This is a genomic window from Rhodococcus sp. 05-2254-6 (genome assembly GCF_002258565.1).
Lineage (GTDB): Bacteria > Actinomycetota > Actinomycetes > Mycobacteriales > Mycobacteriaceae > Rhodococcoides.
The window spans coordinates 1-16,225 of the sequence record NZ_NOZF01000052.1 but is presented as its reverse complement, the minus strand read 5'-3'; the positions used below and the strand labels follow the sequence as shown (position 1 = coordinate 16,225).

The 16,225-nt window shown below is 65.5% G+C and carries 18 protein-coding genes and 1 pseudogene; 14 read left to right on the top strand and 5 right to left on the bottom strand.

Annotation, left to right across the window (positions count from 1 at the left end; all coding sequences use genetic code 11):
• Nucleotides 1-87: 87 nt before the first annotated feature.
• Nucleotides 88-216, top strand: a pseudogene (locus tag CH256_RS29070) (radical SAM family heme chaperone HemW); the annotation flags it as partial.
• Between the two features lie 10 nt (nt 217-226).
• Here the strand turns inward: CH256_RS29070 and CH256_RS06665 are convergent.
• Complete coding sequence (locus tag CH256_RS06665; protein ID WP_008715485.1) at nt 227-532, bottom strand: type II toxin-antitoxin system VapB family antitoxin; 306 nt, start codon at nt 530-532, stop codon at nt 227-229.
• 133 nt (nt 533-665) lie between these two features.
• Between CH256_RS06665 and hrcA the strand changes: the two genes are divergently transcribed.
• The 8 genes from hrcA (at nt 666) to era (ending at nt 8,523) form a co-directional block, all read left to right on the top strand.
• Nucleotides 666-1,709 (top strand): heat-inducible transcriptional repressor HrcA, encoded by a 1,044-nt coding sequence (hrcA, locus tag CH256_RS06660; protein WP_027497502.1) that lies wholly within the window; start codon nt 666-668, stop codon nt 1,707-1,709.
• A gap of 98 nt (nt 1,710-1,807) precedes the next feature.
• Nucleotides 1,808-2,968, top strand: coding sequence for a molecular chaperone DnaJ (gene dnaJ / locus CH256_RS06655; protein WP_094669153.1), 1,161 nt, complete (start codon nt 1,808-1,810; stop codon nt 2,966-2,968).
• Nucleotides 2,969-2,971: 3 nt separating this feature from the next.
• Nucleotides 2,972-3,745, top strand: coding sequence for a 16S rRNA (uracil(1498)-N(3))-methyltransferase (locus CH256_RS06650; protein WP_094669152.1), 774 nt, complete (start codon nt 2,972-2,974; stop codon nt 3,743-3,745).
• Nucleotides 3,742-4,497, top strand: coding sequence for an alpha/beta hydrolase family protein (locus CH256_RS06645; protein ID WP_094669151.1), 756 nt, complete (start codon nt 3,742-3,744; stop codon nt 4,495-4,497). Before CH256_RS06650 ends, CH256_RS06645 begins: the two co-directional genes overlap by 4 nt.
• A gap of 93 nt (nt 4,498-4,590) precedes the next feature.
• A complete protein-coding gene (locus CH256_RS06640) occupies nt 4,591-5,634 on the top strand; it encodes a PhoH family protein (protein WP_032394544.1) in 1,044 nt (347 codons plus the stop codon).
• 53 nt (nt 5,635-5,687) lie between these two features.
• Nucleotides 5,688-6,230: an rRNA maturation RNase YbeY gene (gene ybeY, locus CH256_RS06635; RefSeq protein ID WP_068052336.1), complete on the top strand. Its 543-nt coding sequence runs from the start codon at nt 5,688-5,690 to the stop codon at nt 6,228-6,230.
• Between the two features lie 40 nt (nt 6,231-6,270).
• Nucleotides 6,271-7,593 carry a hemolysin family protein gene (locus CH256_RS06630; protein WP_094669150.1) on the top strand — a complete coding sequence of 441 codons (1,323 nt, stop codon included), beginning with the start codon at nt 6,271-6,273 and terminating at the stop codon, nt 7,591-7,593.
• A 15-nt stretch (nt 7,594-7,608) separates the two neighbouring features.
• Nucleotides 7,609-8,523, top strand: a complete 915-nt coding sequence (era, locus tag CH256_RS06625; protein ID WP_068052356.1) for a GTPase Era — start codon at nt 7,609-7,611, stop codon at nt 8,521-8,523.
• Nucleotides 8,524-8,566: 43 nt separating this feature from the next.
• Here the strand turns inward: era and CH256_RS06620 are convergent, their stop codons facing one another.
• Nucleotides 8,567-9,988, bottom strand: a complete 1,422-nt coding sequence (locus CH256_RS06620) for an amidase (protein ID WP_094669149.1) — start codon at nt 9,986-9,988, stop codon at nt 8,567-8,569.
• 72 nt (nt 9,989-10,060) lie between these two features.
• On the opposite strand from CH256_RS06620, the gene recO reads away from it, so the two are divergent.
• The 4 genes from recO to CH256_RS06600 are packed head-to-tail and all read left to right on the top strand — an operon-like array spanning nt 10,061 to nt 13,124.
• Complete coding sequence (recO, locus tag CH256_RS06615; protein WP_068052329.1) at nt 10,061-10,894, top strand: DNA repair protein RecO; 834 nt, start codon at nt 10,061-10,063, stop codon at nt 10,892-10,894.
• Nucleotides 10,851-11,669, top strand: a complete 819-nt coding sequence (locus tag CH256_RS06610) for an isoprenyl transferase (protein ID WP_094669148.1) — start codon at nt 10,851-10,853, stop codon at nt 11,667-11,669. Before recO ends, CH256_RS06610 begins: the two co-directional genes overlap by 44 nt.
• On the top strand, nt 11,662-12,081 hold the full coding sequence (locus CH256_RS06605) for a hypothetical protein (protein WP_094669147.1): 420 nt from the start codon (nt 11,662-11,664) through the stop codon (nt 12,079-12,081). The genes CH256_RS06610 and CH256_RS06605 overlap by 8 nt, the downstream gene beginning before the upstream one ends.
• 50 nt (nt 12,082-12,131) lie before the next feature.
• The gene (locus tag CH256_RS06600; RefSeq protein WP_094669146.1) at nt 12,132-13,124 is read left to right on the top strand and encodes an iron-siderophore ABC transporter substrate-binding protein; all 993 of its coding nucleotides are present in this window, start codon (nt 12,132-12,134) and stop codon (nt 13,122-13,124) included.
• 6 nt (nt 13,125-13,130) lie between these two features.
• Here the strand turns inward: CH256_RS06600 and CH256_RS06595 are convergent, their stop codons facing one another.
• Together CH256_RS06595 and CH256_RS06590 are read right to left on the bottom strand one after the other, a co-directional pair.
• Nucleotides 13,131-13,571, bottom strand: a complete 441-nt coding sequence (locus CH256_RS06595; RefSeq protein ID WP_037193030.1) for a Fur family transcriptional regulator — start codon at nt 13,569-13,571, stop codon at nt 13,131-13,133.
• Nucleotides 13,568-14,029 carry an ArsR/SmtB family transcription factor gene (locus CH256_RS06590; RefSeq protein ID WP_306438706.1) on the bottom strand — a complete coding sequence of 154 codons (462 nt, stop codon included), beginning with the start codon at nt 14,027-14,029 and terminating at the stop codon, nt 13,568-13,570. Before CH256_RS06590 ends, CH256_RS06595 begins: the two co-directional genes overlap by 4 nt.
• 184 nt (nt 14,030-14,213) lie before the next feature.
• Here CH256_RS06590 and CH256_RS06585 point away from each other — a divergent pair, with 184 nt between their 5' ends.
• Nucleotides 14,214-15,599 carry a glycine--tRNA ligase gene (locus CH256_RS06585; protein WP_094669145.1) on the top strand — a complete coding sequence of 462 codons (1,386 nt, stop codon included), beginning with the start codon at nt 14,214-14,216 and terminating at the stop codon, nt 15,597-15,599.
• Nucleotides 15,600-15,668: 69 nt separating this feature from the next.
• Here CH256_RS06585 and CH256_RS28855 read toward each other — a convergent pair whose 3' ends face one another.
• Nucleotides 15,669-16,193, bottom strand: a complete 525-nt coding sequence (locus tag CH256_RS28855) for a hypothetical protein (protein WP_179272020.1) — start codon at nt 16,191-16,193, stop codon at nt 15,669-15,671.
• Between the last annotated feature and the right edge of the window lie 32 nt (nt 16,194-16,225).

Here is a 16,225-nt window from a genome sequence, read left to right as displayed (position 1 = left end):
AGCACTGCCGCGAGGGACTGGTCCAGATCGCTGTCTCGCTCGCCGGGAGTGCCGTAGATGAGGTCGAGATTGACGTGCTCGAAACCGGCCGCGCGCGCCGCTGCCGAACAGACCGTCACAGACGGGTTGATGGTGCGCCGCGGAGAACGACTCGTGCTCACCGACCGGGGCCGATTGCTGGCCGACGCGGTGGTGCGCACCATCGCTGCCGCCTGAACAGTCTGTTTCAGGCTCCGAGGGCGTCGTAGTCGAACACCCTGGCGTGCAACACCGTTCGATTGCGCAGTGCCGCACGCACTGCGCGATGCAAGCCGTCTTCGAGGTAGATGACGCCGCGGAACTGCACCGCGTGGGGGAACAGATCGCCGTAGAAGGTGGAGTCCTCGGACAGCAATCTGTCCAGCTCGAGCACCTTGGTGGTGGTGACGATCTCGTCCAGACGCAGCTGGCGTGGCGGGATTCTCGACCAGTCCCTGATGGACAGACCGTGCTCGGGGTACGGCTTTCCGTCACGAACACCCTTGAAGATCATCGCGAGCCTCGAGCCGCTGGACCGAATCGAAAGAACGTTTCCACTCGGACCACAGTAAGGCCTTGCACGAGCATGCGTTCGCCGGCTACTAGACTCGAGCGACGATTGGAAACGAGAACGGAGGTGGGCACCGATGTCGAGCACCGACGACAGGCGGTTCGAGGTTCTACGAGCGATCGTGGCGGACTACGTGTCCACCCAGGAACCCGTCGGTTCACGTGCCCTGGTCGAACGCCACAATCTGGGGGTGTCCAGTGCAACGGTGCGCAACGACATGGCCGTGCTCGAGGCCGAGGGGTACATCGCGCAGCCGCACACCAGTTCCGGTCGGGTGCCGACCGACAAAGGCTATCGGCAGTTCGTCGACCGAATAGCGGACGTCAAGCCGCTGTCCGCGGCCGAACGCCGTGCCATCCTCGAGTTCCTCGAGAACGGCGTCGACCTGGACGACGTGCTGCGACGCGGCGTCCGATTGCTGGCTCAGTTGACCCGGCAGGTTGCCGTGGTGCAGTACCCCACGCTGTCGGCGTCCTCGGTTCGCCACCTGGAAGTGGTGGCGCTCACCCCGGCCCGGCTGCTGTTGGTGCTCATCACCGACTCCGGGCGAGTCGATCAGCGCATCGTCGAACTCGGTGACGTCATCGACGACGAGAATCTTGCGCAGCTGCGGCGTCTTCTCGGCGGTGCACTCGAGGGCAAGCGTCTGGCGGCGGCATCGGCTGCGGTGGCCGAACTCGCCGAGAACGCTCCACCTGCGCTACGCGACGCGATGATTCGATCGGCCACGGTGCTGGTGGAATCGCTGGTCGAGCATCCCGAGGAACGCCTGGTTCTCGGCGGGACGGCGAACCTGACGCGCAATGCCGCCGATTTCGCCGGCGACGCGGGGTTTCCCGGATCGCTCAGGGCGGTACTCGAGGCGCTGGAAGAGCAAGTGGTCGTCCTCAAGCTGCTCGCAGTGACGCAGGACACCCGCACCGTCACGGTGCGGATCGGCGAGGAGACGCAGGTCGAGGAAATGCGCGGGACATCGGTGATTTCCACCGGGTACGGGTCGGCTGGCATGGTCCTCGGAGGAATGGGTGTTCTCGGGCCGACCCGAATGGACTACCCAGGAACAATTGCGTCGGTCGCCGCGGTTGCCAGGTACATCGGCGAGGTCCTGGCCGAGCGCTGAGACGAGCGAGAACCGATCGAACGCCGGCGGCGGGGGCACGGCCGGCCGGCATACAGCTTCACCGAACGAGATTCATCTTCTAGGACGAAAGAGACGACGTGGCACGGGATTATTACGGGACTTTGGGCGTCGGCCAGCAGGCGACGGACCAGGAGATCAAGCGCGCCTACCGCAAGCTGGCGCGAGAGCTGCACCCGGACGTCAACCCGGACGAGGCCGCGCAGGCTCGGTTCAAGGACATCTCCACCGCATACGAGGTGCTTTCCGATCCGGAGAAGCGTCGCATCGTCGACCTCGGCGGCGACCCGCTGCAGCAGGGCGGCGGAGGCGGCGGCGGTGGTGGATTCGGTGGTGCCGGATTCGGCGGCGGCCTGGGAGATGTGTTCGAGGCGTTCTTCGGCGGCGGCGCGGGCGGATCCCAGCGCGGGCCGAAGGGGCGCGTCCAGCCGGGAGCGGATTCGCTGTTGCGTACCAAGCTCACCCTGGACGAGTGCGCCACGGGCGTGACCAAGCACATCACCGTCGACACGGCGATTCTCTGCGACCTGTGCACGGGCTCGGGCACCAACGGTGACTCCAAGCCGGTTCGCTGCGATACCTGCGGCGGTGCCGGTGAAGTGCAGTCGGTGCAGCGCTCGTTCCTCGGCCAGGTCATGACCAGCCGTCCGTGTCCCACCTGCCGCGGCGCAGGCGAGACCATTCCCGACCCCTGCCGCAAGTGTGGCGGCGACGGTCGCGTCCGGTCGCGTCGCGACATCTCGGTCAAGGTGCCGGTCGGCGTGAGCAACGGCATGCGCATTCGTCTCGCCTCTCAGGGCGAGGTCGGTCCCGGCGGCGGACCCGCGGGAGACCTGTACGTGGAGATCGTCGAACAGCAGCACGAGGTGTTCGTGCGCGACGGTGACGACCTGCACTGCACCGTCCGTGTTCCGATGGTCGACGCCGCTCTCGGCACCTCGGTCAACATCGACGCGATCATCGACGGACCCACCGAGATCTCGATCGAGCAAGGCACACAACCGAATTCGACGACGGTGCTGCGCGGTCACGGTATGCCCAAGCTGCGGTCAGGTATTCGCGGCGATCTGCACGCGCACCTCGAGGTCATCGTGCCGACCAAGCTCGACAGCAAGCAGACCCATCTGCTCGAACAGCTCAGGTCGATGCGCGACCGCGACTCGGCGGAGGTCGTCACCACCGGTTCGGCGCACAGCGGCGGTCTGTTCTCGCGGTTGCGGGAAGCGTTCAGCGGTCGCTGATCGATGGCCCCCACGGTCTTCTACCTCTCGCCTCTACCGAACGTCGGCGAGCTCGCGGTGCTCGACGGCAAGGAAGGGCACCATGCCGCTACGGTGAGGCGCATCCGGGTGGGCGAGCGGGTGTTGCTCGGTGACGGAGCGGGCGGCCTGGCCGACGCGGTCGTCGCCGCAGCGGAGAAGAACCGGCTCGAACTGACCGTGCAATCGCGCAGTGAGATGCCGCGTCCCACTCCGGTGGTGACGCTGGTGCAGGCATTGCCGAAGGCGGACCGATCGGAGCTCGCCGTCGAGCTGGCCACGGAAGCGGGCGTCGATGCTGTGTTGCCCTGGCAGTCCGCGCGATGCGTCGCACGGTGGGAGGGCCCGAAGGCGGCCAAGGGCGTCGCGAAGTGGCGCAGCACCGCGGCGGAAGCAGCCAAGCAGTCGCGTCGGGCATTCATCCCCGAGGTGTCCGAGCTGCACGATTCGCGGGAGGTCAACGCCTTCGTACGCGGCGTCGTCGAGCGCGGCGGGATCGTCGCCGTGCTGCACGAGGCGGCTACTTCGGCGTTCCGGGACCTGCCGTTCGACTCGGTTCCCGAGGTCGTGATCGTCGTCGGACCCGAGGGTGGTCTCGACGACAGGGAGGTCGCCGCTCTCACCGAGGCGGGTGCGACGCAGGTGGTGCTGGGCCCGACGGTGCTGCGGACCTCCACGGCAGGAGCTGTGGCTCTGGGCGCGCTGGGCGTCCTGACCTCGCGGTGGACCCAACTCCCGCCCGACTTCCAGAACGCATGAGCGCGCGGATCAAGATCGCGTACGGCGATCATCCGGAACAGTTCGGTCACCTCTACCTGCCGGCGGAGTCGATGGATCACCGGACGCCGGTGGTCGTGGTGGTGCACGGCGGGTTCTGGAGCGGACAGTACGGGTCCAGTCTGGGTACTCAGTTCGCCCGCGCAGTCGCCGCAGCCGGAGCGGTGGCGTGGAACATCGAGTACCGACGCGTCGGCGCAGGTGGGCACTGGCCGGAGATGCAGTCCGATGTGACTGCGGCACTCGACGTGGTTGCAGGGGAACTGCAGCACCATGCTCCGGTCGGGATCGACGACGTCCGCGTCATCGGCCACTCCGCCGGCGGTCACCTGGCCGTGTGGCTCGGCGGCGAGACCGGCACGAAGGTCCGCCCGTCGCGCATCGTCTCGCAGGCCGGAGTTCTCGATCTCGAGCCGCGCGGTGCGTCGGGACGGACGAACCCGGCGGTCGAGGCGCTGTTGCAGGCCCGATACGAGGACGACCCCGAGCTGTACCGGTCGGCCTCGCCCGCGGCCCGCACGCCCATCGGCATCCCGACGATCGCCCTGCACGGATCCGAGGACATCCAGGTGCCCGCGGCGCAGAGCGAGAGGTACGTAGCGTTGGCGCGCGCTGCCGGAGACGACGCGCGACTGACGATCGTGCCGGGGGAAGATCACTTCGCTTTCCTGAATCCCGATTCCCGGTGTTGGGCGCTCTCGCTCGACGCCGTGCTCGGTGCCACCAGCGAGTAATGGGAATGCGCATCGTTGCTGCGGCGTTAAACTCGATCCATACCGAATGCACGTCCGAGAAGCCGACACCAGAGAGCAGGCCATAGCCACCACGTGAGTGAACACAGCGAATTTCCCGCCGAGCGCGACGTTCGGTCCACCCTGGAACTCGCCCCCGAAGCAGTGATGCCACTGCTGGGACAGTCCGACGAGAACCTGCGGGCGCTCGAGCAGATGCTGACGGCAGATATCCACGTACGAGGAAACGCCGTGACGCTCACCGGAAAAGTGGCCGATGTGGCGCTGGCCGAACGGGTGATCTCCGAGTTGGCCGCGCTCGCCAAGCGCGCTCAGCCACTGACTCCCGATGCAGTGCGCCGATCGATCGCCATGCTCACCGAAGGCGTCTCGGATTCACCGGCCGAGGTGCTGAGCCTGGACATCCTCTCGCGCCGCGGCAAGACGATCCGGCCCAAGACGCTGAACCAGAAGCGCTATGTCGACGCGATCGACGCCAACACCATCGTGTTCGGCATCGGCCCGGCCGGCACCGGCAAGACGTACCTGGCGATGGCGAAGGCCGTGCAGGCATTGCAGACCAAGCAGGTCAGCCGCATCATCCTGACGCGTCCGGCAGTGGAGGCGGGGGAACGGCTCGGCTTCCTTCCAGGAACGCTGCACGAGAAGATCGACCCCTACCTGCGGCCGCTGCACGATGCGTTGCACGACATGATGGACGACGAGGCGATTCCGAAGCTGATGCAGGCCGGGGTCATCGAGGTCGCCCCGCTCGCCTACATGCGCGGACGCACTCTCAACGATGCATTCATCATTCTCGACGAGGCGCAGAACACCACCGCCGAGCAGATGAAGATGTTCCTGACCCGACTCGGATTCGGGTCGAAGATCGTCGTCACCGGCGACGTGACCCAGGTCGACCTTCCCGGAGGTGCGCGATCGGGGTTGCGGGCAGCCTCGGAGATCCTCACCGACGTGGACGACATCCACTTCGCGCAGCTCACCAGCAGCGACGTGGTGCGCCACCGCCTGGTCTCGGAGATCGTCGACGCGTACGAGCGGTTCGAGTCGACATCGGAAGGCGTCATTCCCAACAGGGCGCAACGCCGCACCGGTGGACCGCGTTCGGCGAGAAGATGATTCAGACATACGGACCGACAGATGCAGGCAACGAGAGCGTGGGTAGTGGCTAGATGAGTATCGAAGTGTCCAACGAGTCGGGGATGGACATCTCCGAACCCGAGCTGGTCTCGGTCGCGCGGTTCGCGATCGCCGGCATGGACGTGCATCCCGCTGCGGAACTGTCGATGGTGCTGGTGGATTCGGCAACGATGGCAGATCTGCACATGCGGTGGATGGATCTGCCCGGCCCGACCGACGTGATGTCGTTTCCGATGGACGAGCTAGAGCCGGGCGGTCGTCCCGATGCGCCCGAGCCCGGGCCGGCGATGCTCGGCGACATCGTGTTGTGCCCGTCGTTCGCCGCGGATCAGGCTGCCGCAGCGGGGCATTCGCTCGAACACGAGCTCGCTCTGCTGACCGTGCACGGTGTGCTGCACCTGCTGGGTTACGACCACGCCGAGCCGGACGAAGAGAAGGAAATGTTCGAGCTGCAGAACCGGCTGCTGGCCGAATGGTACGAGGACGCCAGGCGTGCGGAGGAGGCCGCCGAACAGGCCGCCCGCGACGCCAGGCTACTCGGCAAGGCCGGTTTCGTGGACGGACTCGACCGATGATCTGCGTCGTCGAACAGGTGCAAGTGTGGGGTCCTAGCGCGTGAGCAGTGCTGTTGCGCTCATCGTGTTCGCTGTCCTTCTCGTGCCTCTCGGCGGCCTGTTCGCTGCCGTCGATTCCGCGCTGAACACGGTCTCACGTGCGCGAATCGACGACATGGTCAAGGACGAGCGCCCCGGTGCCACCGGCCTCGTCGTCGTGGTCGGTGACCGCCCGCGATACGTCAATCTGATGGTGCTGCTGCGCATTCTGTGCGAGATCGGCGGCACCGTGTTGCTCGCGGGTGGCCTGACGCAGTTGATCGATTCGACCACCGCATTGGTGATCAGCGCGGTGGCCATGGTGTTGGTCAGTTACGTCGTGATCGGTGTCGGTCCGCGAACCCTCGGTCGGCAGAACGCGTACTCGATCGCGTTGGCGGCCGCATTGCCCCTGCGTGCACTCGGGTGGCTCCTCGGACCGATCAGCAGACTGCTCATCCTCATCGGCAACGCGATCACCCCCGGTAAGGGATTTCGCAACGGCCCCTTCGCCTCCGAGATCGAACTCCGGGAACTGGTGGACATGGCCCGCGAGCGCGGCGTCGTGGCCGACGACGAACGGCGAATGATCCAATCGGTGTTCGAGCTGGGTGACACCTCCGCCCGCGAGGTCATGGTCCCGCGCCCCGAGATGGTGTGGATCGAGTCCGACAAATCAGCAGGACAGGCCACCTCGTTGGCTGTGCGCAGCGGCCACTCCCGCATTCCGGTGATCGGCGAGAACGTGGACGACATCGTCGGCGTCGTGTACCTCAAAGACCTTGTGCAGCAGACGTATTACTCCACCGACGGCGGCCGCGGAGTGCAGGTGTCCGACCTGATGCGTCCGGCCGTCTTCGTTCCCGACTCCAAGGCACTCGACAGTCTGCTCGCCGAGATGCAGCGCGATCGCAACCACATGGCCCTGCTCGTCGACGAGTACGGGGGCATCGCCGGGCTGGTGACCATCGAGGACGTGATCGAGGAGATCGTCGGCGAGATCGCCGACGAATACGATTCCGACGAAGTCGCGCCCATCGAGGAACTCGACGACGGACGCTATCGGCTGTCCTCGCGGGTGCCGCTCGAAGACCTCGGCGAGATCTTCGGCATCGAGATCGAATCCGAGGAAGTCGACACCGTCGGCGGACTCCTCGGTTACGAACTCGGCCGAGTACCGTTGCCCGGTTCGCAGGTGATCACCCACGGCCTGCTGCTGCGTGGAGAAGGTGGAGCAGATCCCAAGGGGCGCGTCCGCATCGCCACGGTCCTGGTCGAAAAGCTCGAACCCGAAGAAGATTCCACCGAGGACGACGACTCGTCCGAGGCCACTCGTCAACACTGAAATCTGGAGGTGCTCTTGTCCGAGCAGAACAACGGTGAGTTCCGATCCGGATTCGTCTGTTTCGTAGGCCGACCCAACACCGGCAAGTCCACGCTGACCAATGCGTTGGTGGGATCGAAGATCGCCATCACGTCCTCGCGTCCCCAGACGACGCGGCACACAATTCGCGGCATCGTGCACCGAGAGCACGCCCAGCTGATCCTGGTCGACACCCCCGGCCTGCACCGACCGAGAACGCTACTGGGGCAACGCCTCAACGACCTGGTGCAGGACACCTACTCCGAGGTCGACGTCATCGGACTCTGCATCCCCGCGGACGAGAAGATCGGGCCCGGCGACCGGTGGATCCTCGAACAGGTGCGGCACATCGCGCCCAAGACGACGCTCATCGGAATCATCACCAAGATCGACAAGGTCAAGAAGGAACGCGTCGTACAGCAGCTGATGTCGCTGTCGAAGCTGCTCGGCGAGAATTCGCATGTCATCCCGGTGTCCGCCGAATCGGGCGAGCAGATCGAGAAGCTCGTCGACCTGTTGGCGTCGGAACTGCCACCGGGCCCGGCGTTCTACCCCGACGGTGAGCTCACCGACGAGCCCGAGGAAGTCCTCATGGCCGAACTCATCCGTGAGGCCGCGCTCGAAGGCGTCCGCGACGAGCTGCCCCACTCTCTTGCCGTCGTCATCGACGAGGTCTTGCCCCGTGAAGGCCACGACAACATGCTCGACGTGCACGCAATCCTCTACGTCGAGCGATCGAGTCAGAAGGCCATCATCATCGGCAAAGGTGGTTCGCGACTCAAAGAGGTCGGCACCGCGTCGCGACTGCAGATCGAGAAGCTCCTCGGTACCAGGATCTACCTGGACCTGCACGTCAAAATCGCCAAGGACTGGCAGACCGACCCGAAGCAAATGGGCAAGCTCGGGTTCTGATCCGGAGCGGCTTCGCCGCTTGTGCACGGCAATTCGTAGCAGGCTACGAGGTTTCGCTCACCTGGGTCCACCAGGGATCGGGGCGATTGCGGTGCCACTGCAGCACGTTCTCGAGTTGAGCGGCAACGGAAACGAGCAGTGGCTCGGAGGATTCGTGGCCCATCAACTGCAGGCCGATGGGCAGGCCCGCGGCGGTGAATCCCGCGGGCACGTTGACGCTCGGCCACCCCAGCACGTTCCACGGCCACGTGTAGGGGCAGTGCTCGGTGATGACCCGATCGGTGTCGGCGTTGGAGATGCCGTCGATGGCCTCGATCCGGGGCGGCGGGGTGGCGGTCGTCGGGGCGAGCACGATGTCGTACTCGTCGAAGAACCGGCCGACACGACGCCCGATGCGAGGTTCGGCGGCGCGTGCTGCGCGCAGCGGTGCCCCGGCCAGAGCCCGGCCGCTCTTGGCGTTGGCTCGGGTGCGTGGGTCGGCGAGAGACGGATCGGGGAGACGGTCGAGCCAGGTGGCCACACCCGCCAGCGAGCGGGGTAAGAAGTTGAGCCCCAACAACATTCCGTATGCCGGATCGTCGACGACCACTCGGTGCCCGAGTAGGCGCAGTACCGCGGCCATCTGATATGCGGCACCGGCGATCTCCGGGTCCAGCGGGGCAGGCGTCGGAATGAACGGCTTACGCAGGCTCAGCGCGATCCGCAGCGAACCGGGGTTGCGTCCGACGGCATCGGAGACGGTCAGCGGCGTCGGACGATGCAGATCTCCGTCGTGACTGCCCGAGACCACATCGAGGAGCAGTGCCGCGTCGGCCACGGTTCGCGCGAGCGGGCCGATGACGGTGATGCCGTTGAACGCCTCGGGCTCCGGCCACGACGATATGCGTCCGCGTTGCGGCTTGATCCCCACGAGATTGGTCCACGAGGCCGGAATCCGCACCGAGCCGGCACCGTCGGAACCCAGAGCGGCAGAGACCAATTCGGCAGCCACCGCGGCAGAACTGCCACCCGAGGAGCCGCCCGGGGTGCGCGCACGGTCCCACGGATTACGGGTGTGCCCGAAGGTGCCGCCGGTGAACGGCCACTGGCCGAGTTCCGGGCTGTTGGTCTTTCCGACGATGACGGCTCCGGCTGCACGCAGTCTGCGTACCACCTCCGAATCCGCGGTAGCAGGTGGAAAGTCGCCCGCGCATCCGAAGGCGGTCGGTTCCCCGGTGACGTCCACGTCGTCCTTGACGGCAACGGGAACGCCGAGCAGGGGAGCGGTGGTGCCGGCGGCCCGCAGACGATCCGCTTCGGCCGCCTCGGCGAGGGCTGCATCGCGGCGCACGATGCGGAACGCGTTGAGCGTGGGTTGGCTCTTCTCGATGCGATCGAGTGATTCGGAAACCGCCTGTACCGACGTGATGCGACCCGACGCGAGAGCGGCAGCCTGAGCAACGAGAGTCGACCGATGGAAATCCACGCCTGCACAGTATCGACTCCTCGTCAGCGCGGGAACGGTCACCGCCGCAGCCCGCGTGGGACACTGGATGACGTGAGGCCATACCGTGACAACGCAGTCGTCCTGCGCCAGCACAAGCTGGGTGAGGCCGATCGCATCGTCACGTTGTTGACCAGGGAGAACGGAATCGTGCGGGCCGTTGCCAAGGGGGTTCGCCGCACCAAATCCAAGTTCGGTGCGCGGCTGGAACCGTTTGCGCACATCGACGTTCTGCTCTATCCGGGGCGCAACCTCGACATCGTCACCCAGGTGCACACGGTCGACGCGTTCGGCGGAGACATCGTGGCCGACTACGGTCGCTACACCACCGGTTGCGCGGTTCTCGAAACTGCCGAACGGCTGGCGGGCGAGGAGCATGCACCCGCGCAGCGGCTGCATCAGTTGACCGTCGGTGCCCTGCGTGCCCTCGCACAGCACGTCAGACCTCCCGAGCTGGTGCTCGACGCGTACCTGCTGCGCGCGATGGGTTTCGCCGGATGGGCTCCAGCACTGACCGACTGCGCGCGGTGCGCAGCGGTGGGCCCACATCGAGCGTTCCATGTCGCGGCCGGTGGAGCCGTGTGTGTGCACTGCCGACCGCCGGGTTCGGCGACGCCGTCTACCGGGGTTCTCGATCTGATGGTTGCGCTCGAGCGCGGGGAGTGGGATTACACCGTCACCACCTCCGATGCGGTCCGCAAGCAGGCCAGTGGACTGGTGGCGGCGCATCTGCAATGGCATCTGGAACGACAGTTGCGCACACTTCCGCTCATCGAACGCTCGCACCCGCATCAGGTACCGCTGGCGCAACCTGACTCCGTGTTCGCCGACACCGTCGGGCAGGATGGGGACCGTGATTCGACGACGAGAGCAGGGGCCTCGGCCTGACGAACAGTCGACGGTGCGCCCTCCCGATCCGCATCCGTCGGGCGCTCGTCCGCCCATCCTGCAGCCGGAACTGATTCCTCGCCACGTCGCACTGGTGATGGACGGCAACGGTCGGTGGGCACAGGATCGCGGTCTGCCGCGCACCGCAGGACACGAGCAGGGTGAAGCGGTGCTCATGGACACCGTCTGCGGGTGCATCGAGATCGGGGTGCAGTGGCTGTCCGCGTACGCCTTCTCGACGGAGAACTGGAAGCGCAGTCCCGACGAGGTCAAGTTCCTGATGGGCTTCAATCGTGACGTCATTCGTCGGCGGCGCGACGAGATGAACGAGATGGGCGTCCGGGTTCGCTGGGCCGGCCGTCGACCGAGGTTGTGGGGCAGTGTCATCAAGGAACTCGAAGTGGCCGAGGAGTTGACGAAACGCAACACCGTGATGACCTTGACGATGTGCGTCAACTACGGTGGCCGGGCCGAGATTGCCGATGCCACAAGGGAAATTGCTCGTCAGGTGGCTGCGGGCAAGCTGAACCCCGAGAAGATCACCGAGGCCACCGTCGCCAAGTACCTCGACGAATCGGATATGCCCGACGTGGATCTGTTCCTGCGTCCGTCGGGGGAGCAGCGGACGTCGAACTTTCTGCTGTGGCAGTCCGCGTACGCGGAGTTCGTCTTCCAGAAGAAGCTCTTCCCGGATTTCGACCGTCGGGATCTGTGGCAGGCGTGTATCGAATACGCCTCGCGGGACCGACGATTCGGTGGAGTCAAATATGAGTGACAACGCGAACGGGACGCCGGACGAGGGGCTTTCGTTGCAGGCCCGTGCCCAGTTGGCGCTCTCGCAGTTCGCGACGGTCACACTCGGCGAGGAGGGTTCTCTCGGTTTCGACTATGCGGGTGCTCTGTGCTCGCTGCGTGCCGTGCGACTCTCGCCCGAGCTCGAGGTTCTCTCGCTCACCGCGGTGTTGGCGTGGGACCGGCCGTTGAAGCCGGCTCTGCACAAGAAAGTCGCCGACCGCAATGCGGATTCGCAGTTCGGTGCCATCTCGGTCAACACCCACGACAAGCTCGCGGATGTGCTGTTGCGCTACACCTTTCCTGCGAACGGTCTGGACGACGAGGCGATGCTGACGATGCTCATCCTGGTGCTCGCCGGAGTCGAGAAGGCGCGTGAGGGCCTACTTCCCTGATCGGTCAGCTAAGGTTTGCCTGTACTTACTTCCCAGTAGAGGCGGATGCGATGACTGTGCGGTGGACCCGAATGCTCACGGCGGTGATGGCGGTGATCGCCCTCGGTGTGGCCGGGACAGCTTGTTCGACTGCCGACAACGGCGACACGGCGACGCAATCGGCGGACGGTGTATTCCCGGTCGTCATCGATCACATCTACGGCAGCACGACCATCGCCGAGAAGCCCACGCGCATCGTCACACTCGGGGTGTCCGACGCCGATGCCGTCATCGCGCTCGGCACAGTTCCCGTCGGCAACGCCGGGTACACGTTCTACGAGACCGGACTGGGTCCGTGGACCGACGAGTTGGTCGGTGATGCACCATTGACGTTGCTGGGCTCCGAGTCCGAGCCGAACTTCGAGCTGATCGCCTCGCTGGCACCGGATCTGATCACCGGGCTCAACGCGGGCTTCGACGAGGCCACGTACGCCAGGCTCAGTGATATCGCCCCGACGGTCGCTCGACCGGCCGGATCGGCTGCCTATGCCGTGGACCGCGAGGTGGCGACCGACACGATCGCTCGCGCGATGGGCGAATCAGAACGCGGCGAGGAGTTGAACGCGCAGACCACCGCTTCGCTCGAACAGGTGCGAGCCGCACATCCGGAGTTCGCGGGTAAGACTGCAGCCGTGGTGCTTCCGTACGACGGCCAATTCGGTGCATATCTGCCCGGTGATGCCCGCGGCACGTTCGTCACGTCGCTGGGCTTCGAGATTCCGGAACCGATTCTGGCCCAGGACGAGGGCACCAACTTCTTCGTTCCGGTCTCGGCAGAGAACATCTCGCAGCTCGACGCCGACGTGGTTCTCTACCTCGGCACCAGCGAGGACATCGACGTCGTGGCCGAGAACCCGATCTTCGGAACGCTGACAGCCGCCCGAAACGATGCGATCGTTCCGTTGTCCATCGATCAGCGTGGAGCGATCACGTACAACTCGGTGCTGTCGATTCCGTTCGCCATCGACGCGGTGGTGCCTCGCGTGGCCGACGCCGTCGCCTGAGCGGATTCAGCGAGCGGCAGCGCTGCACTGACTGCAGGTGCCGAATATCTCGATCGTGTGGCTGACGTCGCTGAAACCGTTGGATTCGGCGACGCTTTGCGACCACTTCTCGACAGTGGGACCTTCCACCTCGACGGTGAAACCGCACGAGCGGCACACCAGGTGATGATGATGTCCCGAGGAGCAGCGCCGGTAGACGGACTCCCCGTTGTCGGTGCGCAGTACGTCGACCGTCCCGGCGTCCGCCAGGGTCTGAAGTGTGCGATACACCGTGGTGAGGCCGATACCCTCACCGCGCTTGCGTAATTCGTCGTGCAGATCTTGTGCGGACTTGAACTCTTCGATGGTGTCGAGCAGGTCCGAGATCGCGCTGCGCTGCTTGGTGGCTCGCACCCCGACGACGACGGGTCGTCTGGGGGTGGCGGTGTCGGTGGACTTGTCGGTCACAGGTTCCGGCCTTCCTCGGCGTGGGCCACGGCGTCGACGACGATGTGGGAGAGGTGATCGTCGACCAACCGGTACAGGACCTCGCGTCCGTTGCGTTCTCCGCGCACCACACCCGCTGCCTTGAGTACCCGAAGGTGTTGGCTGATCAACGGTTGCGTGACACCGAGGGCGACGACGAGTTCGTGGACGCACCGCTCGGACTCGCGCAGCTGCAGCACGATGGCGATGCGTACCGGGGCCGCCAGTGCCCGCAGGATGTCGCCTGCCGCAGCCAGAGTTTCCTTCGGCGGAATATGAGCCGGGGGAGCGTCGGCGAACGGATTGCCGGAGTGCAACGGATGCTCGGGGTCTTGCCGGTGGGGCGAACTTGCTTCCACTGTCGAGTCCGTGGACACGGTTGCGGCTCCTTCGGCCGCCGGTTCGTTGCCGGCGGACTCTCCCTGCACGATCGACGTCATGGCACCAGGTTAGTGCAGTAGTTGTTATTGCAAATCGTATTCATTGTGATATGCACAAGTGCGCATGTCAACTTCCGCACCTGACCGCTGTTCGGATTCGACCGCCGAGCCAGATAGTCTGATCAGGGCGAAAACGCCCACGTCACCTCTTACACGATGTAACCGAAGATGGAGAGCTCCGCCAGTGGCACCCAAGTCCAAAGTCGAAACCGTCGCCAACCTCGCCAAGCGCAGAGGCCTCGTCTACCCGTGCGGCGAGATCTACGGCGGTACCAGGTCGGCCTGGGATTACGGTCCGTTGGGCGTCGAGCTCAAGGAGAACATCAAGAAGCAGTGGTGGCGCAACATGATCACCAGCCGTGACGACACCGTCGGGCTGGACTCCTCGGTGATTTTGCCGCGCGAGGTGTGGGAGGCGTCGGGCCACGTCGAGACGTTCTCCGACCCGCTGGTGGAGTCGCTGCACACGCACAAGCGGTATCGCGCCGACCACCTCATCGAGGCCTACGAGGAAAAGCACGGCCACCCGCCGGAGAACGGCCTCGCCGACATTCGCGATCCCGAAACCGGTGAGCCCGGCTCCTGGACCGAACCGCGTGCATTCTCGGGCCTGCTCAAGACCTTCCTCGGCCCGGTCGACAACGAAGAGGGCCTGCACTACCTGCGTCCCGAGACCGCGCAGGGCATCTTCGTCAACTTCGCCAACGTGCTGACGACCTCACGCAAGAAGCCGCCGTTCGGCATCGGCCAGATCGGCAAGAGCTTCCGTAACGAGATCACGCCCGGCAACTTCATCTTCCGCACCCGTGAGTTCGAGCAGATGGAGATGGAGTTCTTCGTCAAGCCGGGCGAGGACGACGAGTGGCATCAGTACTGGATCGACTACCGCATGAAGTGGTACACCGACCTCGGTATCGATCGGGAGAACCTGCGGCTCTACGAGCACGCCAAGGAGAAGCTGTCGCACTACTCCAAGCGCACCGTGGACATCGAGTACAAGTTCGGCTTCCAGGGCAGCGCGTGGGGTGAGCTCGAGGGCGTCGCGAACCGCACGGATTACGACCTCTCGGTGCACTCGAAGGCGTCGGGCCAGGATCTGAGCTACTACGAGCAGGCCACCGACACCCGCTACACCCCGTACGTCATCGAGCCTGCGGCCGGTCTGACGCGTTCGCTGATGGCGTTCCTCGTCGATGCGTACACCGAGGACGAGGCACCCAACGCCAAGGGCGGCGTCGACAAGCGCGTCGTGCTCAAGCTCGACCGTCGTCTGGCCCCGGTGAAGGTCGCGGTGCTCCCGCTTTCGCGTAACGCCGATCTGACGCCCAAGGCGAAAGATCTTGCGCAGCAACTGCGTCAGTACTGGAACGTCGAATTCGACGACGCCGGAGCCATCGGTCGCCGTTACCGTCGTCAGGACGAGATCGGCACGCCGTTCTGCATCACCGTCGACTTCGAGACTCTCGACGATCACGCCGTCACCATCCGCGAGCGCGACACCATGGCGCAGGAGCGTGTGGCACTCGATCAGGTCGAGGGGTACATCGCGTCTCGTCTGATCGGCGCGTAGGAACCTCACACACACGACAGGGCCCGATCTCGCGATGAGATCGGGCCCTGTCGTCTGTCTGTCGAGAAACTAGAAGCGGCCGCCGCCACCGCCGAATCCGCCACCACCGCCGCCCTCGCCGAAGCCGATGCCGAACTCGAGAAGATCGTCGACGAGGCGTCGGCGGACAAGGCGGCCGAGGACCAACTTCGGGCCCGCCTGGATCGCGATATCGCGGCCGCTCAGGCGCAGATCACCGCCGCTGCGGACTACATCTCGACGCGCCGCGGCGGAGTGGGTGCCGACGCCAGAACGCGCCTGTCCGAGGCCGAACGGCACCTCGGTGCGGCGCGTCAGCTCGAACCCGAGAACCCGGACGAGGCCCTCAAGCACGCGCACGCTGCGAGCCAATTGGCCTCGCGCGCATCGCAGATCGCCCAGTCCGACGTGCAGAACTGGGAGAATCGCCACGGTCCGCGCGGTGGCAGTAGCGGCGGCAACATCGCCGGTGCGGTCCTCGGCGGCATCCTGATCAACAGTGTGCTGCGCGGCGGGGGTGGCGGCGGCTTCGGTGGCGGATTCGGCGGTGGCGGTGTCGGTGGACTTGTCGGTCACAGGTTCCGGCCTTCCTCGGCGTGGGCCACGGC

Coding starts and splice junctions, on each gene's coding strand:
- CH256_RS06665 (WP_008715485.1), bottom strand. CDS start 532: ATGATCTTCAAGGGTGTTCGTGACGGAAAGCCGTACCCCGAGCACGGT.
- hrcA (WP_027497502.1), top strand. CDS start 666: ATGTCGAGCACCGACGACAGGCGGTTCGAGGTTCTACGAGCGATCGTG.
- CH256_RS06650 (WP_094669152.1), top strand. CDS start 2,972: ATGGCCCCCACGGTCTTCTACCTCTCGCCTCTACCGAACGTCGGCGAG.
- CH256_RS06645 (WP_094669151.1), top strand. CDS start 3,742: ATGAGCGCGCGGATCAAGATCGCGTACGGCGATCATCCGGAACAGTTC.
- ybeY (WP_068052336.1), top strand. CDS start 5,688: ATGAGTATCGAAGTGTCCAACGAGTCGGGGATGGACATCTCCGAACCC.
- CH256_RS06610 (WP_094669148.1), top strand. CDS start 10,851: ATGGGGACCGTGATTCGACGACGAGAGCAGGGGCCTCGGCCTGACGAA.
- CH256_RS06605 (WP_094669147.1), top strand. CDS start 11,662: ATGAGTGACAACGCGAACGGGACGCCGGACGAGGGGCTTTCGTTGCAG.
- CH256_RS06600 (WP_094669146.1), top strand. CDS start 12,132: ATGACTGTGCGGTGGACCCGAATGCTCACGGCGGTGATGGCGGTGATC.
- CH256_RS06590 (WP_306438706.1), bottom strand. CDS start 14,029: ATGACGTCGATCGTGCAGGGAGAGTCCGCCGGCAACGAACCGGCGGCC.